We start from the raw sequence: 25,440 nt of genomic DNA on the forward strand, positions 1-25,440 counted from the left end.
ATCATCATCACAGGTGCGGGATTAATTCCGCACCTATGATTTTTGTTTACATAAAAGTTTAAAGTTCTCGATCCTTGGGAACTTGTCCGTGCGCTCGCATATCCTCTTTAGTCAGGATTTTATAATCTGAAGTTTTAGGAGCATTTTCCAGCATAGGCATTAACTTTTCTGGAAGACCTATCATTTTTCTAGTCTTGAGATCTATCCAGCCTCCTTGCATACTTCCGCGAGCGAGGTTTCTGCCTTTGTGGTCATAAAAGTTATGGACAAACTTAAAGAACATCCCATCTTCACTTGCACCACCTAACTCAAAGGTTACGGTAATGGGTTTACCTTGAAAGGCTTCTTTAAAAAAGAATAACTGCTCGTGAAAAATGACGGGCCCGATGTTATGAATGACCATTTCTTTTTGGCTCAGACCATTTTCTATCATAAATCCCATACGGGTATGTGACATAAAGTTTACATAAGCACTGTTAGCCAGATGCCGGTTTGCATCTATATCACTCCATCGTATGTCAAATTCTTTGGTGTACATTTTTATTAGATTTTCCCGCTCCCGAAACAAGTTCGAGACAAGCTTTCGCGAAAGCGGATGTATAATGGTAAAATTACAAAAACCGAAACTATGCGCGCATAGTATTATAGGAAGTTTAGCACAAAAAAAGCGCCTTTCACAGGGCGCTTTTTTCATTGGTAAATTGCCATATATTAGATTTGACTCATCCCGCCATCTATTTCTAGCTCAATACCATTTACATAGGAAGCATCTTCACTCGCTAGGAAAGCGACCGCCTTTGCAACTTCGTGAGACTCGCCAAAACGCTTTAGCGGAACACCTTCTGCAAAGCTAGCGCCCATCTCGTTTACTTGCTCCTCAGTCATTCCATCCATTTTACTATAAATAGGAGTGCCTATAGGTCCAGGTGCTACAGCGTTTACTCTTATTTTTCTAGGCGCGAGTTCTGTCGTAAGCACACGGGCATACGAACGTAAAGCACCTTTAGTTGCACTATAAATGCTTGAACCTTCAAAACCTTTCTGGTGTACAATAGAGGTGTTGAACACGATATTTGCCCCATCGTTAAGATGAGGGATTGCTTCTTTTACAAGAAATACAGGTCCCTTAATATTTATGTTAAACTGGTTGTCATAAAAATCTTCAGTCACTTGGTCTGAGGGTGCAAACTGTGCAACTCCTGCGTTTGCAAAAACGACATCTATTTTACCATAAGTAGCTACGGCTTCTTTAATGAGTTTTGCATTGTCGGCTGGTTTTGATTGGTCAGCTAGGACGGCTTTAAAATCTCCACTCAACTCTTTTGAAGCTTCATCCAGAGCTTCCTGACGTCTACCAGAAAAGACAACTTTAGCACCTTCGGCGAGAAATTCTTTTACGGTTGCGTTTCCTATTCCAGAGTTTCCTCCTGTGATGACAACGACTTTGTTTTCAAACTTTTTCATAGTATTAATTGTTAGATATTTAGTTATGGAACAATCGTTCCAAAATTGATTAAAAAAATTTTAGCTTAATATTTGGAGCGAGTTCTTTACGATATGCTCCAGTTTTATTCTATTACGAGTGAGTATGCCTGTCATTCTAATTCCTTGAAAAATGCTGTATAGATAATAGGCATAATGTTCGGCAGTTTCTGTTGTATTTATGAGCCTTGCATCTTGTCCTTCCTGCACGAGTCCTTGAAAAAAATCAATACTTCGATCCTGCATTTTTTCAAGGTATTCTTTTATGGAAGCGTTGCTACGACTGAGTTCTGTCTTACAATTGAGGCTAAAACAACCTTTACCTTCCACATCTTTTATAATAGCATCAACAATATTCTCAAATATAAAATGTATTGCCTCTAGCGGATTTTCAGCGCGGTGCAAAGCTTCTTGAAAAATGTCCTGACTTTCTTCCTGATATTGAATAAGCACCATTTTATAGAGCGCCATCTTGTTGCCAAAAGAGTTATACAGGCTCGACCGATTTAATCCCGTTGCTTCTACAAGGTCGTTCATAGAGGTGCCATTAAAACCCTTGTCCCAAAAAAGATCTCTCACTTTTTCGAGCACTTGTGGTCTATCAAAAACTTCGGTTCTAGGCATTGCTTATTTTGAAATGAACGGTACAAATATAATTGGAACGATTGGTTTAAAAAAAGAATTTGTGATTTTTTTGACATTTGTGTGTTGTCCTGTTTATGACCTTAAAGTGGCCGTGCTCACTACTTCGGCTTGGCTCAGAAAGAGTTTCGCGAAAGCGTAATTACCATATACACATTACTTCACCGGTTGTAGTTCTGATAAGAACTGGTGCACCTGACTCACCGCCATAGATCCTTCTCCCACAGCAGAGGCCACTCTTTTTACAGAGCCTTTGCGTGCATCACCCACAGCAAAAAATCCTGGGATGCTTGTTTCTAAAGTTTGGGGCTGACGTCGCTCGTAGATGTCACAGGCAGCGTAATCCTTCTTTTGAATAGCACTTCCTGTGCAGATAAATCCTTTATCATCCATTGCGACAAGATCTCCCATCCACTCTGTACAAGGTTTTGCACCTATGAAGGTAAATAGATTTGTAATGTTCTTTTGCTCATCACCATCTTGAGCGTGTGTAAGTGTTACAGACTCTAAATGACCATTGCCGTGCAGTTGTGTGACTTCAGTATGTAGCAGTACGTGAATATTTGGTGCAGCTTCTATGCGCTGTACGAGATAATCACTCATTTTTGCACCTATGTTATCCCCGCGTAGAATGACAAAGACATCCTTTGCGTGGTCTGCAATAAAGAGCGCTGCCTGTCCCGCACTATTACCGCCACCCACGATCCCCACAAGTTCATTTGCGCACGATTTAGCATTCATCCCCGTGGCACTATAAAAGACGCCACTTCCTTCATAATCTTCTATATTTTCTATGGGGAGCTGACGATAGTTTGCTCCGGTTGCAGCCATCACGGCTTTAGTGCGTATTAATTTACCGTTAGATGCACATACTTCAAAATGATCACCTTTATGCGTAACACTTTCGGCTTTATGGGGAATGGAAATGTTACAACCAAATTTTTGTGCCTGCACATAGGCTCTATTTGCAAGATCGCTACCAGAGATTCCCGTAGGAAAACCTAGGTAGTTTTCGATTTTAGAGCTCTTTCCCGCCTGCCCCCCTGGAGCACTAGAATCTATGGTCACTACAGATAGTCCTTCTGAAGCAGCATACACACTTGCTGCCAGTCCGGCTGGACCTGCTCCTATGACGAGTACGTCAAAAATCTTGTCCTCAAAGTCCATAAGAACACCTGCATAACGCGCAACTTCGTCTAGCGAGGGATTTTGACACACTTTGCTCTCGCTGTTTATCATAATAGGTAAATCATCCTCGGAAAGTTGGAAATTCTCGAGGAGCTCCATTGCTTCTTCTGAGGTGTCCGTATCCAGAAAATTATACCAGATGTGATTCTTATCCATAAAATCCCTAATGGCATACGTTGCCTTAGAGTTTCCGGAGCCCAAGAGCTTAGTACCGCCCGTAAACTCATTCAATACGGTTTCTTGACGCAATAAAAATGCACTCAGGAGCACGTCACTTACATCAGAATGTTTTGTGATAGCTTCTTTGAGTTTTGATGGGCTTATTTTTATAAGCGAAGTTCCTTCTTTTGCATACGCGTGAAACTGCGCACCACGATTACTGAGCATCCCGCTATCTCCCGTAAACTCATTTTTACCGTGATTTACAATAATGTTGTTATCATTATAAGGGTCTTCTATGGTCACTTCACCTTTCAAGATTATAAAAAAATCGTATTGAAGGTCGCCCAGAGCAAATACTCTTGTTCGTTTATCATAAGTTTTTACCTCTCCGTATTCTTTAAGCGTACGAATTTGTTTGGCTGTTAATTCTGGAAATCTTGGATCTTTCATTTTAGTATTTTAGAATTTCTTTGTCCTTATAGCACCACATCCACCTTTCACCGGGTTCAGCGCTTGCTGTGACGGGATGATTATGATTTATAGCGTGCTTACTCGCGTGTTTGTTTGGCGAGCTGTCACAGCATAACGTAGTACCACATTCCTGACAGGTTCTTAAGTGGAGCCAGGAATCGCCAGTTTTTGCACATTCGGCACACTCGTAGGAGTCGCCTTTAGATATAGTCTTGATTGCAATGAGATGTTGGCAGGTTTTAGGTCGGAATGCCATAGCTGGTCAAATTTCATACAAGTTCTTGAATAAGGATGTGCAATCCAAGTTTTTAGTAAATAATTAAGGACGGTAGATGTTATGATATATTTAGGATAGGGGTACGCTTTCGCGAAAGCGGAATTTCGTAACTTTCCTCTTTAAATAATAAACTAACTTTAAATAACGAATTATGGGATTATTTTCATTTATTAAAAATGCCGGAGCCAAAGTTTTCGGAATAGGAAAAACAGATGCTGAGGAAGCTGCCGAAAAGGCCGCTGCCGCCGAAGAAAAAATCGCAATGGCAAATGCAAAAGCTGCGAGTAATATGTCTGAAACAATTCACGACCTAGGTCTTGATGTAGACAACCTTGATATCTCTATAGATGGAGATGTAGCTGTTGTAACTGGAAGTGCTAATGACCAGGCAACGCGTGAAAAAGTAATCCTCGTTGTAGGAAACTCAACAGGAATTGCAACGGTAGATGACCGTCTTACGGTTGAAAATCCAGAGCCAGAAGCTCGTTTTTACACAGTAGAAAAGGGAGATTACTTAAGCAAAATATCAAAAGAGGTATATGGTGATGCAATGAAATACAACGTCATTTTTGAAGCAAACAAGCCTATGCTTACAGATCCAGATAAGATTTATCCTGGACAAGTATTGCGTATTCCGCATTTAGACAAATAAGACTTGAAATATTTATTTTGGAAAGCAGAGATTTAGGTCTCTGCTTTTTTTGTGCGTGTGTTTTACCAAGCAAAAGTTTGTAGTAAGTCATCCCTTAGAAAAATTAGAATCAAAGCCCAAAGTAAGACGCTAATCGATAAGTAACTCATCAATTTAAACTTGGAGAATGCGGTGGTCCCTTTACTTGCTTTTAATCCATTTCTAATACACAAAAAGTTAGTAGTTATAAAGAGAATAAGTGTGAGACCTATAATGATTTTTGGCAATACATCATCAGTATACTTATAAGCCCATAGTGTTGCATTTAGAACGAGAAATGCAACTAATGCTGTATTTCCAAAATAATATGCTTGTTTAATATAATGGTTTTGTTTGTCAAGTTTTGGCACTCTGAAATCTCTTTATGTTTTGTAGAATCTACTTATAAAAATTCATCTCGTCCACGTAGGTATAAACTTCTGGTGGGAGCAAAGGTCTTATGTTTTTGCCTTCCTTGATTCCGTTGCGAATCATCGTAGAGGAAATTTCCATAATAGGAGCGTTTACACGATGAATTTTAGGGTGGTTGTCAAACCGCGTTTCCACCTTCCCTTCAGAAATTCGCGGGTACACGTAAATATCGTGATGTTCTAGAATGGCTTCGTAGTTTTTCCATTTATGCAGACTCTTGAGATTGTCCTCGCCCATAATCAAGCAAAATTCGTGTTTAGGATATTTCTCAGTAAGATGAACGAGCGTGTTTACCGTATAATTGGGTTGAGGTAAGTCAAACTCGGCTTTACTGGGCTCAATAGTGTCATAATGCTCTACAGCTTCCATTACCATCTGGTAGCGGTGGTGGTTATCCAGAAGCGAACTCTTCTTCTTAAACGGATTATGCGGGGTAATCACCATCCATATTTTATCGAGATCGCTATGCTCTGCCATATGGTTTGCAATAGCGAGATGCCCTATGTGAATGGGATTAAAAGTTCCGAAGTATAAGCCGATTTTCATAGATAGAAATTCCTTGTCATTTCCGCGAAGGCGGAAATCTTGTTGTTTAATAGCTTGGTTAAATTTCTTACTCCTCCTCCAAAACCTTCCCCTCACCACCATTCACAAACTCATCCACAAGCCCAACAGCCTCATCCAGCGCTTTTTCTAGATCATCATTGAGAATAATGTGGTCAAACTGAGGTGCGGTAGCAAGCTCTACAGAAGCTTTGGCGATGCGCATATTGATTTTTTCTTCGGTTTCGGTCTTGCGCTTTTTTAAGCGGATTTTAAGCTCGTCTACACTTGGCGGTTTTACGAAAACGGCTAGTGTTTCTTTGGGAAATTTTTTCTTTATACGCAGTCCTCCTACAACGTCTATGTCAAAGATTACGTGCTTTCCCATTGCCCAGATGCGCTCCACTTCGGCTTTTAGGGTGCCGTAAAAGTTGTCGCGATACACTTCTTCCCACTCTAGGAAATCGTCGTGTTTGATGTGCTGTTTAAACTCGGCAAGAGAGATGAAATAATAGTCCTTTCCCGATTCCTCTGTCCCACGAGGTTCACGACTCGTACAGGAAATAGAAAACTCGAGATTGAGTTTTTCTTGTTCCAGTAGGTGTCTTACAATGGTAGTTTTTCCACTCCCAGATGGCGCCGAAAACACGATAAGTTTTCCCTCACCTACAAGAGTTCCTTTTGCTTCGGTTTCACTCATTACAATACGTTTAAAACTTGCTCCTTTATTTTTTCTAACTCGTCCTTCATCTGTACAACGAGTTGTTGCATAGGGGCATAATTAGATTTAGAACCTATGGTGTTGATCTCGCGACCTATTTCCTGACCTATGAAACCTAGTTTTTTTCCGTTAGAGTCTGCGCTGTCTAGTGCCTCTGTAAAATAATCTAAGTGGTTTTTGAGACGTACCTTTTCTTCGGTGATGTCGTATTTTTCTAGGTAGTACACCAGTTCTTGTTCAAAGCGGTTTTCATCTACTTGAGCTTTTACATCGGCCACAGCCTTTTCTAAGCGTACTTTTACATCGTCTAGACGGTCTACATCCATTTCGATGACTTGCTTTAGTAAATCTTGAAGGTTTGAGATGCGCAGTTCAAATTCTGTTTTGAGCGAGGCACCTTCATCTGCACGGTAGATGTTTATTTCTTTTAGCGCTTCTTCCAGATTTTTTACAATGGACTGATATTCGTTTTCGTCCAATTCTTCACGTTCTGTTTTAAGGGCGTCTGGAAGACGAACGGCCATTTTTAGGAGCTCTGTGGGTGATGCATTGGTGTCGAGAACGTCGGAGAGTTGCTTCATATAAGCGCTTACCACAGTCTCGTTAATGACAGTATTTGTGTTTTCACCCGTACTTTCTACATATAATCCTACGTCTATTTTGCCTCTTACAAGTTCTTTTGCCACCATATTGCGCATCGCGAGCTCCTTTTCTCTATACGTCGACGGGATGCGTGCGTTGAGGTCTAAGTTTTTGCTGTTAAGCGACTTGATTTCTATGGTTATCTTTTTTCCAGGAAGTTGTAATACACTTTTCCCGAATCCTGTCATCGATTTTATCATAGGCACAAAGATAGGGGTTCAAATGTGAATTTTTATTGTTGATAAAAGGAAGCGCTCTTTCACTTAGATTTCACTATATATTCCAATCTTTTTAATTTTCAATCCAATTGTTCATTTTTTTGCATTGCCAAAAAAAACGAACCAAAAAAACGCTAGGCCGTGTAAAACTTCGCTAAAAATTTCCCTCGTTTCGGCGCAAAATAAAGGTGTCGTCATCTCAATACAATTTTCTTATATAATTAAAATCTGTAGTACTAATATAGCATATGAGGCTGGCGCTATTTTGCTTAACCCTTCACTCACATCATTTTTTACGCGAAGTTTTTCAAAGCCATTTTTAGCTCCATTCGACGAAATTTATAGTCAAAAAATAACCTCTCAGAGATATTATTTGTCTTTTTGTAAAAGTGTTTTGCTGTGGATAACGATACTTCGATTACGCTCAGTACAAGTTTCGCGAAAGCGTAAAAGCCCTCATTATCAATTACTTATAATTTTGGCACGCGCTTTGGTTATTGTTAAGGGAATCAAAAAACGGACGATTATGAAAGCGATGAAACACCTTAGCCTATTTGCCCTCGTGGCAATATTCTTTACATCCTGTTATACAGATGTGATTATAGACGACGATTATGTAGATGTACCTGTGGTTACCTTAAACGAGGTGCTTACGGACTACGAAATCTGGTATGTAGATATAGACCGCTCCACGGGGTCAACTATTGTACCCTTCGTGCAAAAGGCGTTTACACTTTCCTTTAGAGGAGGTAATGTCTTTGCAAACAACAACCTTTCAGGCCTTGGTCAGAATGGTGGCGGATTTGGTATAGACGTTGGTTTTTACGACACCTTTGATTATGAGCTGGACGTGAGCCACGATCTGGATGGTACTTATAGTTTTGACGTAAGTGTTTTATCTGGCAACGAGATTGAGCTGTATCATCCAGCGACGCGTTCGTCGTACATATTAATTGGATATCAGCGCAGTAACTTTGATTACGACCGCGTGTTTTATGACAACATACATTATTTCCTTCAGGAGTTTAGAGCGTGGGAGAAGATTTACACGAGTGATGATGGCGATATAAACCCATTTGACAACGAGAATTTCCTACAGTTTCTCCCAGCGGGAAACAGCGGAAACTTTAGAAGCTCAGAAGACAATAATGGCACATCTATTGATAATATATATTGGGATTACGACGGCATTTATGATGTAGATAATATTAGTGGAGATTTTTACAAAAAAACTTTAACACTAGATTATAATTTCCCAGACAATGAATTTTTTGAATTGACCGTTATAGATGACGAGACCGTAGAGTTGTACCAAATTAATACCGGCACAACCTACCAGTTCAGAGGAAAAGGATACATCCAGTACCGTACCGCCGAAGGAGCAAAAACTGCAACCCTTCCTAAGTACAGAAAGCGTACTGCAGATATTAAAAAGGAAATCAAAGCGCTAAAAGCAAAAAAGCTCAAGGCCTTTAAGAAATAAGCGTCCCGTCGCAACCAGACGTGACAAATGAAGAATTTTTGGTTGGTTATTTAGTTGGAAACCGCTCATCAAGTGTTAATTTGAATGGGCGGTTTCTTTTTTTGCCAAAGGCAAAAAAAGAATTCCCGTGAAGACGGGAATCTCCTCGAGGGTTGCACCCGAGAAACCTATAATACCTCTTCTGAATATTATTCAGTTTTATAAATGATTCCGCTTTCGCGAAAGCAAAAAGTCCACCATCCTCAATTCAAATCACAATCCCCAAGATTTTCCTCATTTTCTCCCTATTTTTAAACTCCATTAAGAAAACCAATCAAAAATGTACATCAAAAGAAATATAGGCTGGGGACTTATCCTGCGCTACGCTTGGAAGAATCTCATACTTTTCACCATCTGGGCGACCGTTGTTTTTAGTGCTTATAATTTTTTGGAGCTAGAGTTTCTTAAGATTCCGTTCCAGCCGTTGAGTGTGATTGGGATTGCGGTGGCGTTTTATATCGGTTTTAAGAACAGTCAGAGTTATGACCGGTTTTGGGAAGGACGTAAGATTTGGGGCGGAATTGTAAATTATAGCCGTACGTGGGCGATACAGGTGCTAAGTTTTGTACAAACGGGCGATGAAAAACTGGACAAGGAACTACACACCCAGATGATACACCGCCACATTGCGTGGATAAATGCGTTGCGTATCCAGTTGCGCCAGCCCAAATCCTGGGCAATCAAAGAAAATCGAATGATAGAAAAAGTCTTTGACCGTCACGCAGAACGCAATATTTCTTGCGAAGTGACCACCGGACTCATTTCTGACCAAGAATTTAAAGATTTAGAACCTAGAAAAAATACCGCTACGCACCTTGTAAAAAATCAAGCCTTTGTCATTCGAGATTTAAAGAAAAGAGGAATTCTGGACGGTTTCCAAGAAGACCAGATGCAGTCCGTGCTGGAAGAATTCTATAATCTTCAAGGCAAATGTGAGCGCATCAAGAACACGCCATTCCCGAGACAATACGGATATTTTTCAAAAGTATTTACGTGGATTTTTGTGTTGCTCCTTCCTTTTGGGCTTTTAGATCTTTTTAACGGAGGGACGATGATAATGTGGCGCGATAACTGGGATGTGAGTGTTTTCTTGATGATACCGTTTTCGGTTTTGATTTCGTGGATTTTCACCACGATGGAAATCGTGGGGGATAATAGTGAAGACCCTTTTGAAGGTCGCATAAACGACGTCCCAATGACTGCATTGTGTCGAACCATCGAGATAGACCTACGCGATATGCTCGACGAGGAAAACCTGCCGGCCGGGATAGAGCCTAAAGACAACATCTTGTATTAATGCCCCTAGTTTCCTCAACGTTTACCGCTCGCGGACTGATGAAAAATCCGCATTTCTCAACGATTTATTCGGCTAAGGTGCGTCGGGTGCGGGGTGTCGTTCAGGAGCGGGAACGTTTTGAACTGCCAGACGGGGATTTTATAGATGTGGACTGGAGTTTTCCGCTTTCGCGAAAGCAGACAAAGAAAGTAGCATTACTTTTTCACGGTCTAGAAGGAAACGCCCAGCGCACCTATATGCTCGGGATGGCAAAGCTCCTCAATCAAAATGGATACGACGTGGCCAGCGTAAACTTTAGAGGTTGTAGCGGAATACAAAACCGACGCTACCGCTCCTATCACAGCGGAGAAACAGAAGACATAAGACACCTCGCCAAAACCATCGCCGAAAGAGACGAATACCAAACGATGACGCTTTACGGTGTTAGTCTAGGAGGGAATGCTGTTTTAAAGTATTTGGGAGAAAAGAGAGGAATACCAACCATTCTTAAAGCAGTCGCGACAGTAGGTGTTCCCACAGATTTAAAAGCTTCACTCATACAACTCAACAAAAAGGAAAATATCGTTTATAGGACTTCGTTTCTAGTGGATTTGCGGGGGAAATACAAAAAGAAAATGAAACTTTTTCCCGATAAAATGAGCTGGGAGGAATATAAGAAAATCAAGTCTTTACAGGCTTTTGATAATGTATATACTGCACCTGCACACGGATTTGAAGACGCCCTCGATTATTATGCAAAGTCGAGTAGTTTTAATTATTTGCCTGAGGTTGAAATTCCAACTTTGGTTCTCAATGCACGTAACGACAGTTTCCTGCACGGAGATTGTTTTCCATATGCTACAGCGAAAGCGTCAAAAAATTTGCACCTGGAAACTCCAGAATACGGCGGTCACGTAGGTTTTTATCAAACTGGAGATTTTTATTATAGTGAGCTAAGAAGTCTGGAATTTTTTCAGGAAAATATGAAGTAAAAAAGGGCAGTTGCTTATCTTTATATATTAGAATGTAATCCAATAGATATTATGAATATTAAAAAAATACTGGCTTTAGTAGCCTTTGCAGGAGTGATTGTAAGTTGTGGTGGAGACGAAAAGAAGAAAGATGAGAAGGAGTCTGTAACCATAGGAGCTAAGAAACAAAGCAAAAAGAAAGATGACAATGCAGTTAATCTAGCGCTTGCTGGAAATGACTTGATGAAATTTGATAAGGAGGAGTTTACCGTAAAAGCGGGACAGGAAGTAACACTAACATTGCGTCATACCGGAAAAATAGATATTAAAGTTATGGGACACAACTTTGTGCTTTTAAAGCAAGGCGTAAATGTGCCTGCCTTTTCTGCAAATGCTTCTTCAGCAGGACAAGCCAATGACTGGATTCCAGAAGGAACAGATGATGTTATTGCACATACAAAAATGATAGGTGGAGGTCAAAGCACTTCTGTAACCTTTACCGCTCCAGAAGCTGGAACTTACGATTTTATCTGTAGTTTTCCTGGGCATTCAGGACTGATGAAGGGTAAGTTTATTGTGGAGTAATTCATTATAATATATTTTGAGACCTGTATTGATTAAATTTAGTACGGGTTTCTTGTTTTAGTCCTTTTCAATACCTTTGTGTTATGTCCAAAAAAAATCTCAAAGAAAAACTAGCTCAGTACATTCTAGATGCAGACGAAAACGCCCTCAATTATCTCAATGAAGCCGCTGTCAAGTATGATGAACATCAGAAAATACTTGATAAAATGATTGAGGAAGGGGAAGAGGATATTGCTGCGGGGCGAATAGTATCTCACGAGGAAGTGATGAAAAGTCTTGGTTTGAGATGAAAAAAGTTGCCTACTCTAAAAGAGGCTCTAGAGATTTTCATAAACTCAAAGAATTTTATAATCATCTATACGGTGAGAAAAAAACCAGGTCTATCCTAGAAGAGCTTGATAAGACTATTCTTATACTAGAATCACCAAATTTCAACTTTAAAGAATCTGGAGAAATAGACCAACAATTTGACCATTTAGAGTACGAGTATAGAAAACTCATTCACCATCATTGCAAGATAACCTATAGGGAGGGGAAGGAGTTCATTTATGTTGTTCGGGTGTTTGATACGAGGCAGGCTCCTGATAGAAATTTATAACAATCTTACAAAAAATCATCACTCTCCACATAAGCATCTATCACCCGTTGCTCACCTTCTTTGCCTTTTATAGAATTCCCGTGCTCCATTCCTAAAACACCGTCGTAGCCTCGATTGTGTATGTATTTAAAGACGTTCTTATAGTTTATTTCACCAGAAGTAGGCTCGTTGCGACCGGGGTTGTCACCTATTTGGAAATAAGCGATTTCATCCCAAGTCTGTTCAATGTTAGGGATGAGATTTCCCTCTTGAATTTGCTGGTGGTAGATGTCAAATAGAATTTTACAGGAAGGACTGTTTACCGCCTTACAGATTTGATAAGCTTGAGGAGATTCCGAAAGGAATAGCCCAGGGTGATTTCTAAAATTGAGTGGTTCTAAAACCATTACAATCCCGTGAGGTTCTAGAATGGCACTTGCCTGTTTTAGTGTTTCAACAACATTTGCGGTTTGGTAGGCTATATTTTGACGCAAGTCTACGTGCCCCGGAACTACGGTCATCCATTTTGCATTTACTCTCTTTGCCACCGCTATAGATTTTCGGATGTCCTCCAGAAATTCGTCACGCCATTCTTGCTTCCCGCTTGCGAGGTTAGGTTCTGTCCAATAAATTTTATGGGCTACAAAAACACCCATTGTCATATTGCGGGCGACCATTGTTTTTGCCATTGCCTCCTGTTCGGCGATGGGACGATTGCGCATCTCGTTGTCTTCAAAGGCTGTATAACCTTGATCTGCCATAAAATTAAGCTGATCAATAGGGTCGTTACCAGCCATTTCCTTAAACATCCCGATGTGGGGTGCGTAGTTTAGGTTAAAAGTGTGTTTGGCATTGTTTGCTATTTGGACTCCGCTCAGCAGAGTTTTCGCGAAAGCGGAATCATCCAAAGCATTTTCCATTGCACTTATACCTAATCCTCCTAAACCCAAAAAGGAACCCGTAAGAGCTCCTTTTTGTATAAATTTTCTTCTATTCATAATCTTGTCATTCCCGCGTAGACGGGAATCTCATCCCATCTATCACTAGTTTTATTAATACTACAAGTTTCCCATCTGCGAGGGAATTTAATTATAACGAATACGCCTTTCCTCCCGTAGCTTCGCTCACAGGTAGACAGCCAACTTGCTGTCCGGGTACTGGCTCATAAGCGAGTACATTTTCTCCTATCTCTTCTGAGGCTTTCCATCCCCAAATTGTCATCCCACGAATGTTTCCTAAGAGACTATAAGCGGCCGCATCTGGATCTGGTTTTACCGTTTTATCACGTTGGTATGCCTGGTAATACTCTCCTAAGCTTTTATTAAAAGCACTCTCTTGCTCGATAGAGGCGTTGAGATACTTTGATAGCAGTTTGTCATAATCTTCTGCTCCTGCATTTTCAAAGGTTTTGCGTGTAGCATCTTGTAAACGGTTTGCCAGAGCATCAAATCCTGCTTTAATTTGTGCTTGGTTTTCTTCACTTGCCACCTCATTCCAATAACTATCTATAAACTGGTGAACGCCCACATCTACAGCTCCAGGAATCGTGTCGTCTGACGGGATGATGAGATCTACAATATGTCTTAAGGCTTGCCCTTGTGGCTTACTTATGAATACGGTTTCAAATATAGGGTCGTTCTTGCAACTCTGTAAGAGACTTAAGACTGTGGGTGTAGCTACAAGTGCCACGCCACCTAAACCTAGATTCTTTAATACTTGTCTTCTTTTCATCTTATGCTTCTTTTTTAAGTTGAGCTGCCGCGTGATTTGCTGCACGCGCACTAAAAGCCATATAGGTAAGTGATGGGTTTACACAACTGGCAGAGGTCATAAACGCTCCGTCAGTTACGTAAACATTAGGTACTGCGTGCAACTGGTTATTTCCATTACATACAGAAGTCTTTGGGTCACGACCCATACGAGCAGTTCCCATCTCGTGTATTCCATTTCCAGGGGCGCTAGGATCATCCATAGTTTGTATGTCTGTGAAGCCTGCATTTTTAAGCATATCCTTAGCGCTTGCAATCATATCTTTGCGCATTTCCCACTCGTTTTCTTTCCATTCTGCGTCAAAGTTCACTTTAGGTAATCCCCATTTGTCTAAATCATTATAATCTAGCGTCATTTTATTTTCGTGATAAGGAAGACATTCTCCAAAGCCCATAAGACCTATCGTCCATCCTCCGGGCTCTTGAATTGCTTTCTTAAGTCCCGCTCCGTATCCTGCTTCTGCAATTTGAGGTTGATAATCACCGCGACCTGCGCCACCTTGATAACCATAACCCCTTTTAAAGCTTTTTTGCTCTGTCTCACCACCTATATTTCTAAAGCGTGGTATATAAATGCCATTAGGGCGACGGCCTTTGTAATATTTATCCTTGTCTCCATCCCATTTTGCAGTTGCTCCCGCTTTAAAGTGATGATCCATTAAGTTATGTCCCAGTTCTCCAGAGTCATTCCCCATTCCGTTAGGGAAACGCTCGCTCTTAGATTGCATAAGGATACTTGTAGATCCTATGGCAGAGGCACAAAGGAAAACTACTTTTGCTTTGAACTCTAACTTTTCGTTAGTTTCCTGGTCTACAACGCGTACGCCAGTTGCTTTGCCCGATTTGTCATCATACATTACTTCAGTAACAATAGAGTAAGGACGCAATGTCATGTTTCCCGTGCGTTCGGCCGCAGGAAGTGTAGATGAGTTACTTGAGAAATATCCTCCAAATGGACACCCGCGCATACACCTATTTCTGAATTGGCAGGCAGAGCGCCCATCGTATGTTTTATTACCTGTGATATGAGCAACACGACCTATGGTAAGTAGGCGACCGTCTTTATAATTTTCGGCGATGTTCTTTTTTAGGGTTTCCTCCACGCAGTTCAACTCCATAGGTGGAGAGAATTTTCCGTCAGGTAAAACTTCCAGTCCAAGGTTCTCCCCAGAAACAGATATATATTCTTCTACTTTATCATACCAAGGTGCAATATCTGCATAACGTACTGGCCAGTCTACAGCAATACCTTCCTTTTTATTTGCTTCAAAATCTATGTCGCTCCAGCGATAACTCTGGCGTCCCCACATTAGAGAACGGCCTCCTACGTGATAACCGCGTATCCAGTCAAAACGTTTTGTTTCATTATAGGGATGGTCTACATCATCTACAAAAAAGTGACGATTTTCTGCTTTGTGCACATATCCAGTACGTGCTTGTTTTTCATATCGCGCCTCAACATCTCGAGGGTTTTCCCCTTTAAATTTGAGATCCCAAGGATCTTGGTGCATTGTAGGATAATCTTCTATATGCTTAACCATACGTCCACGCTCTAGAACGAGGGTTTTTAGACCATTCTCACACAATTCTTTTGCTGCCCATCCTCCGGAGATACCTGAGCCTACGACAATTGCGTCGTACATTTCGTTTTCGTTAGCTGTATTCACTAGACTATGTATTAAAGTGATTTTTTTATGATGTAGATTACCAAATATATAAATTTTAAGTTGTTTTTTGAGGAATTATAAAAAAGGTTACCTTAGACCAACAATAGATTTAACAGTAACTCGCGAGCGAAAACGTTATAGTTTGCTCAGAATTGAACAATCCAATATGAAAAAACAACTTATTCTAACTGTGTTAGGCGTTTTAACGCTTTTTTCTTGTAAAAATGAGGTTAAAAATGATGATGATAACGCTTTCGCGAAAGCGGACTCAACAGCAACTACAGTCCCCAATGATGATTACAAACATTCCCTTGCTCAATGGTCCCTTCACAAACCGTTTCAAGACGGAACAATGGATCCGATGGAATTTCCTCAAATAGCCAAAGATCTTGGCTTTACAGGTGTCGAATATGTAACGCAACTCTACCCTTCTGTAAAAGAAGTAGGAGCTGATTATAAGGAGCGAGTTATGGAACTAGCTACTGCTCTAAATAATAAGGCTCAAGTTGCAGGAATGGATAACGTTCTCATTATGGTAGATCATGCTGGTGAACTCGCAGATCCCGATCCTGCAAAACTCAAGCAGGCTATAGAAAACCATAAAATCTGGATAGATGCAGCAAAAGTAATGGGAGCACATTCTGTAAGAGCAAATCTCTTTGGCGAACTTGATCCTGTAAAATGGCACGACCTTTCTGTTGCCTCTCTCAAAGAGCTTGGTGATTATGGAAAGAGTATAGGTGTAAACATTATAATAGAAAATCACGGAGGATGGTCAAGCGACGCCGCAAAGCTTGTGGCAGTAATGAAAGAAGTAGCAATGGAGAACGTAGGAGTACTCCCAGATTTTGGAAACTTCTGTGTAAAACGTGAGGGTGGAGAACGCTGGGGAGCACCTTGTGTAGAGGAGTATGACACGTATAAAGGAATAAAGGAAATGATGCCTTATGCAAAAGGGGTTTCAGCAAAGTCCTACAACTTTGATAGCTATGGGAATGAGACAAAACTAGATTACCAACGCATTATGCAAATTGTAGCTGATAGTGGTTTTAAAGGATATGTAGGGACAGAGTACGAAGGCCCTTTAGAAGATCCAAAAAAAGGTATTGCACTTACAAAGGCGCTAGTTCAAAAATCAATTGAAAATCTTAAATAATAGTATATGAAGTCTACTACAAAATTCCAACTTTCCTTTATGATGTTCCTCGAGTTTTTTATCTGGGGAGGGTGGTTTGTAACCTTAGGAACATTTATGGGAAATAACCTAAATGCCGAAGGCGCAGAGATTGCGGCAGCATTCTCTACCCAATCTTGGGGAGCGATAATAGCACCTTTCATTATAGGCTTAATTGCAGATAGATTTTTTAATGCGGAGCGTATTCTGGGAGTATTACATTTAATAGGAGCAGGATTAATGTATATGATGTCTCAGGCGACAGACTCGGCTGTTTTCTATCCATATGTTCTAGGTTATATGATTGCTTATATGCCCACATTGGCATTAGTAAATTCTGTAGCATTTAATCAGATGAAAGATCCATCTAAGGATTTCCCTTTTATCAGAGTTTGGGGCACAGTAGGCTGGATTGTTGCTGGATTATTAATAAGCTTTGCTTTTGGATGGGATTCTCAGGAGTCTATTGCAGGAGGATTATTAAAGAACACATTTATAATGACAGCAATTGCTTCGGCAGTATTGGGTCTTTTTAGTTTTGCACTTCCTGCGACACCGCCTAGTTCTAAAGGAGAAAAGGCGAGTATATCCGATATTTTAGGATTAGAAGCGCTTGGATTACTTAAGGATAGGAACTTTCTGGTATTCTTCCTTTCATCGGTTTTAATTTGTATTCCGCTGGCGTTTTATTATCAGAATTTAAGTCCGTTTTTAACGGAATCTGGCGTAGAAAAGTCTACAGCACTTGCTTCTATAGGTCAAGTTTCTGAAGTTGTTTTTATGCTTTTACTCCCGTTTTTCTTTAAAAAATTTGGATTCAAAAAGACAATTTTAGTAGGAATGCTAGCTTGGACGGTACGTTACCTATTGTTTGCATATGGTAATACGGGAGATTTATTCTTTATGGTAATCACAGGAATCGTACTCCACGGAATCTGTTATGACTTCTTCTTTGTTTCAGGGCAAATTTATACAGACAGTAAGGCAGGTCCAAAAATCAAGAGTGCCGCTCAAGGCCTCATAACTTTAGCTACTTATGGAGTAGGAATGCTCGTAGGATTCTATGTGGCAGGAAAAATAACAGATGCAAATATTGTGGGTGAAGGACACGACTGGAATTCCGTATGGATATTTCCAGCGATATTTGCCGCTGCAGTTTTCGTAATATTTGCAGTACTTTTTAAGAGCGAAAAAATAGAATATCAAGAATAACGTTGTACGCGAGTACGCTCAAATAGCCCAAGAACTTCTTTGGGCTATTTGTTTTTTGTAATTTTAGAATAACTCAAAATAAATAGGATATAATGAGCAATAAAATAAGATGGGGCGTCCTGGGTGGCGGTGGTGATAGTTTAATAGGCGTGCTACACCGGGTGGCAGCAAGTATGTTTGATGCATATCAACTTGTAGGTGGATCCTTTAATCCAGACGTGGAGGTGAGTACCGCTTTCGCGAAAGAAATAGGAATCCCAACAAACCGAATCTACAAAGATTTAAATGCGCTAGTAGATGCTGAGCTTTCGATGCCAGAAAATGAGCGTATGCAGGTCATTTCAATACTAACACCTAATTTCCTGCACTTCCCGATGGCAAAAAAACTGTTGGAATCTGGATTTAATGTCATTTGTGAGAAGCCTATGACGATGACGTATGAGGAGGCATTAATTCTTCAAGCCATACAGCAAAAGAATGGAAACATCTTTGGACTTACACATACCTACACCGGTTACCCTATGGTGCGCCAAATGAAGGAAATGATCGCAAACGGCGAGATAGGCGAGGTGCAAAAAGTAGACGCGCAGTACTATCAAGGCTGGATAAATAATCTCATACATGATAAAGAACAACGCAATTCCACGTGGCGTCTTATGCCAGAGAAATCAGGAATTTCCTGTTGTCTGGGCGACATAGGCGTGCACGCATATCAGATGCTGGAGTTTGTAACTGGCAAAAAAATAAAATCTGTCCTTGCAGACCTAAACCATCTCTACGCCGATAATGAAATGGATATCGACGGGACAGTTTTACTACGCTTAGGAGAGTTCACAAAAGGCGTCTTGCGCTCTAGCCAAATTGCCACAGGCGAGGAAAACAACTTTACCGTTGCCATTTACGGTAAAAAAGCAGCGCTCAAATGGGAACAAGAAAACCCCAACTATCTCTACTTATTAGAAGAAGGACAACCTATGCGTGTTCTGAAGCCGGGACACGCCTACAATAGTGATGTATCCCTCGATGGTACAAAATTACCTCCAGGACACCCAGAAGGTATTTTTGATGCGATGGGGAATATTTACAAAGGAGTAGCAAAAGCAGTACGAGGACAAGAGTTCCATAAATCAGAATTCCCAGGAATGACTGATGGTGTACGCGGCATGAATTTTATCGAGAAAGCGGTAAAGAGTCATCGCGATGGGAATGTTTGGGTGGGGTTGGAGTAAGTAGAGTACGCTTTCGCGAAAGCGTAACTAAGGAAAAACAATAAACAAAGCGCTAGGCTGGATGAGATTCCCGCCTTCGCGGGAATGACAACAAAACTATGAAAACAATAAAAGGACCAGCAGTATTTCTAGCCCAGTTTATGGACGATAAGGAGCCGTTCAATTCGCTGGATGGAATGTGCAAGTGGGCAGCAGATTTAGGGTATAAAGGCATTCAAATCCCTACCTGGGAAAGCCGATTAATAGACCTAAAAACTGCTGGAGAAAGCAAAACCTATTGCGACGAACTCAAGGGAAAAATAAATAGCTACGGGTTAGAGATTACAGAGCTTGCTACGCATTTACAAGGACAACTCGTTGCCGTGCATCCTGCGTATGATCTAATGTTTGACAATTTTGCGCCAGACGACTGCAGGAACAACCCAAAGAAGCGTACTGAATGGGCGCGCCAGCAAATGATGAGCGCGGCGCACGCCAGCAAACATCTAGGACTAAATGCTTGTCCGAGTTTTACGGGAAGTTTGCTATGGCACACGGCACATCCCTGGCCACAACGTCCAGATGGATTGGTAGAGATGGGCTTTGAAGAACTTGCAAAACGATGGACACCGCTGTTAAATGTTTTTGACGAATGCGGTGTAGATGTGGCTTACGAAGTGCATCCAGGAGAAGATGTGCACGACGGAGTGACCTTTGAGCGTTTTCTGGAAGCAACAGGTAATCACAAGCGTTGTAACATACTTTATGACCCAAGTCATTTTGTATTGCAACAGTTAGATTATATAGAATACATAGACCATTATCACGAATTTATTAAAGCCTTTCACGTGAAGGATTCTGAGTTTAAACCGGATGGCAAACGAGGGTCTTTTGGTGGTTTTAGCGATTGGAAAGATCGTGCGGGACGGTACCGCTCACCGGGAGATGGACAAGTAGATTTTAAAACCATTTTTACCAAGCTTACAGAATATGGTTGTGACGTTTGGGCAGTGATGGAGTGGGAATGCTGTGTAAAGAGTCCTGAGCAGGGTGCAAGAGAAGGAGCACCATTTATTGCAAGCCATATTATTGAGGCTACGGAGAAGCGTTTTGATGATTTTGCTGGTGAAACTATTGATAAGGAGAAATTAAAGAAAATATTAGGGCTATAAAGTGGTAACTATGAAAAAAACTATCTACATCGCGGCAGTGGCAATTTTCGCTTTAAGCTGTAAAGAAAAAGAAACTGATAAATCGGCAACAGATAGTGTTGTTGAGGTTACAGAAACTGCAATGAAAACACCTATTGAAGAAGTAGTTCTTTTTGACGGGTCAGATTTTGACGCTTGGAAAGGATATGGTATTGAGGGAATGCACGATGCCTGGATCATAGACGATGGTGCAATGCTATTTACGCCAAGTAAAGAAGGCGGAAAGAACATCATTACTAAAGATGTTTATAAAAATTTCATACTATCCTTAGAATGGAAAATCTCCGAAGGTGGGAACAGCGGTATCTTTTGGGGAGTAAAAGAGTCTCCAGAATTTAAAGAGGCTTATGAGACAGGTCCAGAAATTCAGGTGTTGGATGATGAGAGACATCCAGATGCAAAAGTGGCAAACGGAACGCACAAAGCGGGTTCTCTTTATGATATGATTAAACCTGAAGATGGGATGATAAACCCTGCTGGTGAGTGGAATGCAGTAGTTCTCACCATTAACCACGATGAGAATATGGGTAAAGTTGAACTCAACGGAAAAGAGGCATACACGTTTCCTGTAAACGGAGAAAAATGGGATGCTATGGTTGCAAAAACGAAATTTGCAGACTGGAAAGGCTTCGGTAAATATCCAGAAGGACACATAGGGTTGCAAGACCACGGCGATAAAGTTTGGTATCGTAACATCACAATTCAGGAAATAAATTAACTATGAAATACAGTCCCATTTTTACAGTTGCCATTGCTGTATTACTTACTTCCTGCGGTGCGGGAAATACGAACAGCAGTGAACCCACAAAACCAGAGCAAACAGAAGTTTGGAGTCCTAAGCCAGATAGAGTTTTCCCCACGGGGCAGTCTGGTGCACCCAGCGATGCGATAATTTTGTTTAATGGATCAAACTTAGAAAACTGGGAACATCGCGCAGATGGTCGAGCGCCAGAGTGGACTATAAATGGAGACGGTAGTATGACCGTAAACGACCGTACGGGAGATATACAGACAAAAGAAGATTTTGGCAGTGTCCAACTTCATTTAGAATGGAAAAGCGATCCTAATAATACTCAGACCAATCAAAACCGCAGTAATAGTGGCGTTTTTTTTCAAGGATTGTACGAGGTACAAATCTTAAATAATAATGACAATGACACCTACGTGAACGGAATGGTAGGTTCTATTTACAAGCAGTCCATTCCGCTTGTAAATGCTGCTAATCCTACGGGTGAATGGAATAGCTATGACATTGTTTTTCACGCGCCAGAGTTTGACGCTGCTGGTAAACGTACCAAAGCTGGAACAATGACCGTCTTCCTTAACGGAGTTCTTGTTCAAGATCACTATGAACTAGAGGGAAGTACAGAGTACATAGGATACCCCAAAAACGATCCTCACGGCGATGGCCCGATTATCTTGCAGGACCACGGCGATAAAAGTGGTGTAGGTTTTAGAAATATCTGGGTACGTAAATTATAAATATGCTCGCTGGAACTGATTTAGAAATTGATCTTGTCATTCTTTTTGATTGCTTTCTATTTATAGGTTTGGCGTGGTATTATTTGAAACGACCACCCAAGGAAATTAATGGACTCTATGGTTTTAGAACACGTAGGACAATGGCAAATCAAGATATTTGGGATGAGGCAAACAAGCGCAATGCGCAGGACTTGTTTAAGTGGAGTCTTGTGCTTTTAGGAGTTCAAATTATAGCTTGGCTGCTGGGTATACCTCACCGGATCATAATTCATCTTGTTGTTATGTTAGTAGGTTTAGGTTTTGCCATCTTTGCTACCATTAATTATCTAGACAAGCACTTCGATAAAAACGGCAATAGAAAATGAATACAACTCCGCTTCTTACAACACTTGCTCCTGCTTTAATGGCTCTTATATTTTATGTGGCAAATAGGTTTTTTCCGCCATCAATTTCAAACGGAGGATTTTTCTCTAAGGCTCCAGAGTGGTGGGCGAGAGATGAGAAAACGTGGAATACCGCATTTTCATATCTCACTACTAAACTCGGGATTTATGCGCTTGTCCTTTTGGTCATTTGCATAGGGTTGACGTTTGTGCACTGGGAATACGCACCGCTTATTGGTTTTGTATTGCTATTTGTATTTTTTATGCTGGCAAATTATCAAACGAGAGCGTATATGCAGGATAAGGTGAAGTAAATGTTGTAAAACGTTTATTATGCTTTCGCGAAAGCGTAACCACCATCTACTTTGCAATAACCCCAAGCTTCCCCATCACAGGAACATTCACAGCATTGTCATCCATAATACTATGCGCAGGAAATTCAAAGCGCTTTTCGTACATCTTATTATGTAGGAAGTAGGTAACAGAATAAAAGTTATTGAGCCTGAAGATGCTTTCCTCCATAAACTCAATTTTTGCAAAGCCTTTAGCAGGGAGTATTTTGATGGTATGGCGCATATGCGTGGTCATGTCCTTGTCGTCGTATCCTTGAACAACAAGAAGTACCATCTCTAACGGTTCGTTGCCATCATTTATAATGTATGCATTCCAGTCTTCTGTCTTATAATCTGCGTGTAGTTCTTTAACTGCAACGATGTAAACATCCTTAACTTCTGGAATTTCAATGTCTTTTCTCATTATAATGTCTGGTCGAGCGCAGTCGAGACCCTAAAAGGTAAGTAATTAACCTCTCGACTGCGCTCGAGGGGGACAGAAGGCTTCTAGAAAGCACTCTTAAACTGCTCTAAAAAGCGCACATCGTTCTCACTGAGCATACGAATATCAGAAATCTGGTGTAGTAAAAGCGCAATACGGTCTATTCCCATACCGAAGGCAAAACCACTATATTCTTTACTGTCGATACCGCAATTTTCTAGAACGTTAGGATCTACCATCCCACAGCCCATAATCTCTAGCCAGCCGGTTCCTTTGGTCATTTTATAATCTGTTTCGGTTTCTAGTCCCCAGTAGACATCTACCTCTGCGCTAGGCTCGGTAAATGGGAAATAGGAGGGACGCAAGCGTATCTTGCTCTTACCGAACATTTCGGTTGTAAAATATTGCAACGTCTGCTTTAAATCTGCAAAGGAAACATCCTTATCGATATATAATCCTTCCACTTGGTGGAAAAAGCAATGGGAACGCCCACTTATGGCCTCATTCCTATACACACGCCCCGGACTTATGGTACGAATGGGAGGTTTGTTATTTTCCATATACCTTACTTGAACAGATGAGGTATGTGTGCGTAATAGTACATCTGGATTTGTCTGAATAAAAAATGTATCCTGCATATCGCGTGCAGGGTGATATTCTGGAAGATTAAGCGCCGTAAAGTTATGCCAGTCGTCCTCAATCTCTGGCCCTTCAGAAACGTTGAATCCTATGCGAGAAAAAATATCTATGATTTGATTTTTTACGATGGATATAGGATGACGCGCACCTATCTCTATAGGCTCGCCAGGACGCGACAAATCTCCTGTCGCTCCAGCTTCCTCATCCCTTTCGAGTGCTTCCTTAAGAGCATTTACCTTTTCGAGAGCCTCTGTCTTGAGCTTGTTTATGACCTGCCCGTATTCCTTCTTCATCTCATTAGGCACATTGCGAAAATCTGCCATAAAATCATTTACCAGCCCCTTCTTTCCAGAATATTTGATTCTGAAAGCCTCTACTTCCTCTAAAGTTTCGGCTTTAAAGGCCTTTACTTTTTCTATGTGTTCTTTGATTTTATCTAGCATAACGTCATTTTGACCGTTTAAAACGGAAGCGCAAATTTAAGAAAAAAGGTGGGTATGGGGTGGGTTACGCTTTCGCGAATGCGTAAAAAATACCATCGAGTTACTCAATCAATCCTTTTTCCAGAAAATACTGTACAATTGCGTCCTTCATCAAGATTTGTTGTTCCCCTGCTTTAAGTGGCGGAAGTGGCTCCAGCACCTTGTAATGAGGCCATCCATCTGGGTCGTCATAATCGTACTGATAATAGCCAAAGGGTTCTAACAGCCTGCATATAGCAATATGCATCAGGTTCATTTTTTCATCCTTCTTGAACTTTTTATCCAGCTGACCCAATTCCTGAATACCGATGAGATAAATGATACTGTCTAGATCCATCGCGCCGGTATCCCCATCTGCAAAACGAGCAGAAAGTTTCTCTACTACGGCATTATATCTTTCCTTGAGTTGTTCGTCTCTGGCCATTAAAAAGGTTGTGTTTTATTTTGATTAAGCCACAAAAATACCACCATTATAAAGAATTACTATCTTTAACGGATGAACACGATAGACATCATTTTTGGAATAATATTGATACTTGGACTTATTCAAGGATTGCGCAAGGGGCTTTTTGTAGAACTTGCATCGCTCGTTGGGCTGGTGGCTGGGGTTTATGGAGCCATCCACTTTTCATACTACGTAGGCGATTGGCTCTTTGAAAGAACCTCTTGGAGTGAGCAGGCGATTAAGCTTTCGGCATTTGCCATTACATTTATTATCATTGTCGTGGTGGTTTCTCTAGCTGGAAAACTCCTTACCAAAGTGGCAAACTTTGCAATGCTCGGCATTGTAAATAAACTCGCAGGAGCCGTGTTTGCCGTACTTAAGTTTGCATTCTTATTAAGTGTTGTGCTTATGTTTGTAGACGCTGCAGACAGGCAGATAGCCATCATAGGCGAAGACAAGAAGGATGAATCTGTATTATACCCCTTGGTTCAGCCACTAGCGCCAGCATTGTTGCCGTCTATCCTAAAAAAGGCCGACGAGGAAGGAATTTATCGCAATGACGACAACGACGAAGAAGAAAACCCGCCAGCTTCTGAGAACTAACGGGTTTTGTAG

30 protein-coding genes are annotated in these 25,440 nt (G+C 40.9%); 16 read left to right on the forward strand and 14 right to left on the reverse strand.

Features of this window, described 5'->3' with window-relative positions:
• Positions 1–58: 58 nt before the first annotated feature.
• From EAX61_RS02625 to EAX61_RS02645, 5 genes are all read right to left on the reverse strand, one after another.
• Positions 59–538, reverse strand: a complete 480-nt coding sequence (locus EAX61_RS02625) for an acyl-CoA thioesterase (protein WP_121916107.1) — start codon at positions 536–538, stop codon at positions 59–61.
• 173 nt (positions 539–711) lie between these two features.
• A complete protein-coding gene (locus EAX61_RS02630; protein WP_121916108.1) occupies positions 712–1,464 on the reverse strand; it encodes an SDR family oxidoreductase in 753 nt (250 codons plus the stop codon).
• 60 nt (positions 1,465–1,524) lie between these two features.
• The gene (locus EAX61_RS02635; protein ID WP_121916109.1) at positions 1,525–2,106 is read right to left on the reverse strand and encodes a TetR/AcrR family transcriptional regulator; all 582 of its coding nucleotides are present in this window, start codon (positions 2,104–2,106) and stop codon (positions 1,525–1,527) included.
• A 174-nt stretch (positions 2,107–2,280) separates the two neighbouring features.
• Entirely contained in the window at positions 2,281–3,924 is a 1,644-nt protein-coding gene (locus EAX61_RS02640) for an FAD-dependent oxidoreductase (protein ID WP_121916110.1), read from the reverse strand.
• 1 nt (position 3,925) lies between these two features.
• Positions 3,926–4,201, reverse strand: a complete 276-nt coding sequence (locus EAX61_RS02645) for a UBP-type zinc finger domain-containing protein (RefSeq protein ID WP_121916111.1) — start codon at positions 4,199–4,201, stop codon at positions 3,926–3,928.
• 172 nt (positions 4,202–4,373) lie between these two features.
• Between EAX61_RS02645 and lysM the strand changes: the two genes are divergently transcribed.
• The gene (gene lysM, locus EAX61_RS02650) at positions 4,374–4,874 is read left to right on the forward strand and encodes a peptidoglycan-binding protein LysM (protein ID WP_121916112.1); all 501 of its coding nucleotides are present in this window, start codon (positions 4,374–4,376) and stop codon (positions 4,872–4,874) included.
• Between the two features lie 417 nt (positions 4,875–5,291).
• Here the strand turns inward: lysM and nadD are convergent, their stop codons facing one another.
• From nadD to EAX61_RS02670, 3 genes are all read right to left on the reverse strand, one after another.
• On the reverse strand, positions 5,292–5,870 hold the full coding sequence (gene nadD, locus EAX61_RS02660; RefSeq protein WP_121916114.1) for a nicotinate (nicotinamide) nucleotide adenylyltransferase: 579 nt from the start codon (positions 5,868–5,870) through the stop codon (positions 5,292–5,294).
• Between the two features lie 67 nt (positions 5,871–5,937).
• Entirely contained in the window at positions 5,938–6,567 is a 630-nt protein-coding gene (gene gmk / locus EAX61_RS02665; protein ID WP_121916115.1) for a guanylate kinase, read from the reverse strand.
• Positions 6,567–7,430, reverse strand: a complete 864-nt coding sequence (locus EAX61_RS02670; protein ID WP_201739406.1) for a YicC/YloC family endoribonuclease — start codon at positions 7,428–7,430, stop codon at positions 6,567–6,569. Before EAX61_RS02670 ends, gmk begins: the two co-directional genes overlap by 1 nt.
• Positions 7,431–7,974: 544 nt before the next feature.
• Here EAX61_RS02670 and EAX61_RS02675 point away from each other — a divergent pair.
• From EAX61_RS02675 to EAX61_RS02700, 6 genes are all read left to right on the forward strand, one after another.
• Complete coding sequence (locus EAX61_RS02675; RefSeq protein WP_121916116.1) at positions 7,975–8,931, forward strand: nicotinic acid mononucleotide adenyltransferase; 957 nt, start codon at positions 7,975–7,977, stop codon at positions 8,929–8,931.
• A gap of 319 nt (positions 8,932–9,250) precedes the next feature.
• Positions 9,251–10,267, forward strand: coding sequence for a bestrophin family protein (locus EAX61_RS02680; protein ID WP_121916117.1), 1,017 nt, complete (start codon positions 9,251–9,253; stop codon positions 10,265–10,267).
• The gene (locus EAX61_RS02685; RefSeq protein ID WP_121916118.1) at positions 10,267–11,238 is read left to right on the forward strand and encodes a YheT family hydrolase; all 972 of its coding nucleotides are present in this window, start codon (positions 10,267–10,269) and stop codon (positions 11,236–11,238) included. Before EAX61_RS02680 ends, EAX61_RS02685 begins: the two co-directional genes overlap by 1 nt.
• Positions 11,239–11,289: 51 nt before the next feature.
• Entirely contained in the window at positions 11,290–11,802 is a 513-nt protein-coding gene (gene azu / locus EAX61_RS02690) for an azurin (RefSeq protein ID WP_121916119.1), read from the forward strand.
• Positions 11,803–11,885: 83 nt separating this feature from the next.
• Positions 11,886–12,092 carry a hypothetical protein gene (locus tag EAX61_RS02695; RefSeq protein WP_121916120.1) on the forward strand — a complete coding sequence of 69 codons (207 nt, stop codon included), beginning with the start codon at positions 11,886–11,888 and terminating at the stop codon, positions 12,090–12,092.
• Entirely contained in the window at positions 12,089–12,400 is a 312-nt protein-coding gene (locus EAX61_RS02700; protein ID WP_121916121.1) for a type II toxin-antitoxin system RelE/ParE family toxin, read from the forward strand. Before EAX61_RS02695 ends, EAX61_RS02700 begins: the two co-directional genes overlap by 4 nt.
• Positions 12,401–12,405: 5 nt before the next feature.
• On the opposite strand, the gene EAX61_RS02705 is transcribed toward EAX61_RS02700, so the two are convergent.
• From EAX61_RS02705 to EAX61_RS02715, 3 genes are all read right to left on the reverse strand, one after another.
• A complete protein-coding gene (locus EAX61_RS02705; RefSeq protein ID WP_121916122.1) occupies positions 12,406–13,377 on the reverse strand; it encodes a hydroxypyruvate isomerase family protein in 972 nt (323 codons plus the stop codon).
• A gap of 91 nt (positions 13,378–13,468) precedes the next feature.
• Complete coding sequence (locus EAX61_RS02710; protein WP_121916123.1) at positions 13,469–14,110, reverse strand: gluconate 2-dehydrogenase subunit 3 family protein; 642 nt, start codon at positions 14,108–14,110, stop codon at positions 13,469–13,471.
• Between the two features lies 1 nt (position 14,111).
• A complete protein-coding gene (locus tag EAX61_RS02715; protein WP_121916337.1) occupies positions 14,112–15,791 on the reverse strand; it encodes a GMC oxidoreductase in 1,680 nt (559 codons plus the stop codon).
• A gap of 190 nt (positions 15,792–15,981) precedes the next feature.
• Between EAX61_RS02715 and EAX61_RS02720 the strand changes: the two genes are divergently transcribed.
• From EAX61_RS02720 to EAX61_RS02755, 8 genes are all read left to right on the forward strand, one after another.
• The gene (locus tag EAX61_RS02720) at positions 15,982–16,971 is read left to right on the forward strand and encodes a sugar phosphate isomerase/epimerase family protein (protein ID WP_121916124.1); all 990 of its coding nucleotides are present in this window, start codon (positions 15,982–15,984) and stop codon (positions 16,969–16,971) included.
• Positions 16,972–16,977: 6 nt separating this feature from the next.
• A complete protein-coding gene (locus tag EAX61_RS02725) occupies positions 16,978–18,201 on the forward strand; it encodes a nucleoside permease (RefSeq protein ID WP_121916125.1) in 1,224 nt (407 codons plus the stop codon).
• Positions 18,202–18,293: 92 nt separating this feature from the next.
• Positions 18,294–19,430, forward strand: coding sequence for a Gfo/Idh/MocA family protein (locus tag EAX61_RS02730; RefSeq protein ID WP_121916126.1), 1,137 nt, complete (start codon positions 18,294–18,296; stop codon positions 19,428–19,430).
• 98 nt (positions 19,431–19,528) lie between these two features.
• Entirely contained in the window at positions 19,529–20,581 is a 1,053-nt protein-coding gene (locus EAX61_RS02735) for a sugar phosphate isomerase/epimerase family protein (RefSeq protein WP_121916127.1), read from the forward strand.
• A gap of 10 nt (positions 20,582–20,591) precedes the next feature.
• Entirely contained in the window at positions 20,592–21,338 is a 747-nt protein-coding gene (locus EAX61_RS02740; RefSeq protein ID WP_121916128.1) for a 3-keto-disaccharide hydrolase, read from the forward strand.
• A gap of 2 nt (positions 21,339–21,340) precedes the next feature.
• Complete coding sequence (locus EAX61_RS02745) at positions 21,341–22,102, forward strand: 3-keto-disaccharide hydrolase (protein WP_121916129.1); 762 nt, start codon at positions 21,341–21,343, stop codon at positions 22,100–22,102.
• A 2-nt stretch (positions 22,103–22,104) separates the two neighbouring features.
• Positions 22,105–22,467, forward strand: a complete 363-nt coding sequence (locus EAX61_RS02750) for an SdpI family protein (RefSeq protein WP_121916130.1) — start codon at positions 22,105–22,107, stop codon at positions 22,465–22,467.
• A complete protein-coding gene (locus EAX61_RS02755; protein ID WP_121916131.1) occupies positions 22,464–22,799 on the forward strand; it encodes a hypothetical protein in 336 nt (111 codons plus the stop codon). Before EAX61_RS02750 ends, EAX61_RS02755 begins: the two co-directional genes overlap by 4 nt.
• A 46-nt stretch (positions 22,800–22,845) precedes the next feature.
• On the opposite strand, the gene EAX61_RS02760 is transcribed toward EAX61_RS02755, so the two are convergent.
• The 3 genes from EAX61_RS02760 to EAX61_RS02770 all read right to left on the reverse strand — a co-directional run bounded on the left by EAX61_RS02760 (position 22,846) and on the right by EAX61_RS02770 (position 24,804).
• Positions 22,846–23,241 (reverse strand): hypothetical protein, encoded by a 396-nt coding sequence (locus EAX61_RS02760; protein ID WP_121916132.1) that lies wholly within the window; start codon positions 23,239–23,241, stop codon positions 22,846–22,848.
• An 83-nt stretch (positions 23,242–23,324) separates the two neighbouring features.
• Positions 23,325–24,341 (reverse strand): phenylalanine--tRNA ligase subunit alpha, encoded by a 1,017-nt coding sequence (gene pheS, locus EAX61_RS02765; protein ID WP_121916133.1) that lies wholly within the window; start codon positions 24,339–24,341, stop codon positions 23,325–23,327.
• A gap of 100 nt (positions 24,342–24,441) precedes the next feature.
• Entirely contained in the window at positions 24,442–24,804 is a 363-nt protein-coding gene (locus EAX61_RS02770; RefSeq protein WP_121916134.1) for a hypothetical protein, read from the reverse strand.
• A 72-nt stretch (positions 24,805–24,876) separates the two neighbouring features.
• On the opposite strand from EAX61_RS02770, the gene EAX61_RS02775 reads away from it, so the two are divergent.
• The gene (locus EAX61_RS02775) at positions 24,877–25,428 is read left to right on the forward strand and encodes a CvpA family protein (protein WP_121916135.1); all 552 of its coding nucleotides are present in this window, start codon (positions 24,877–24,879) and stop codon (positions 25,426–25,428) included.
• The last annotated feature ends 12 nt before the right edge of the window (positions 25,429–25,440 follow it).

The organism is Dokdonia sinensis, assembly GCF_003688895.1.
GTDB classification, from domain to species: domain Bacteria; phylum Bacteroidota; class Bacteroidia; order Flavobacteriales; family Flavobacteriaceae; genus Dokdonia; species Dokdonia sinensis.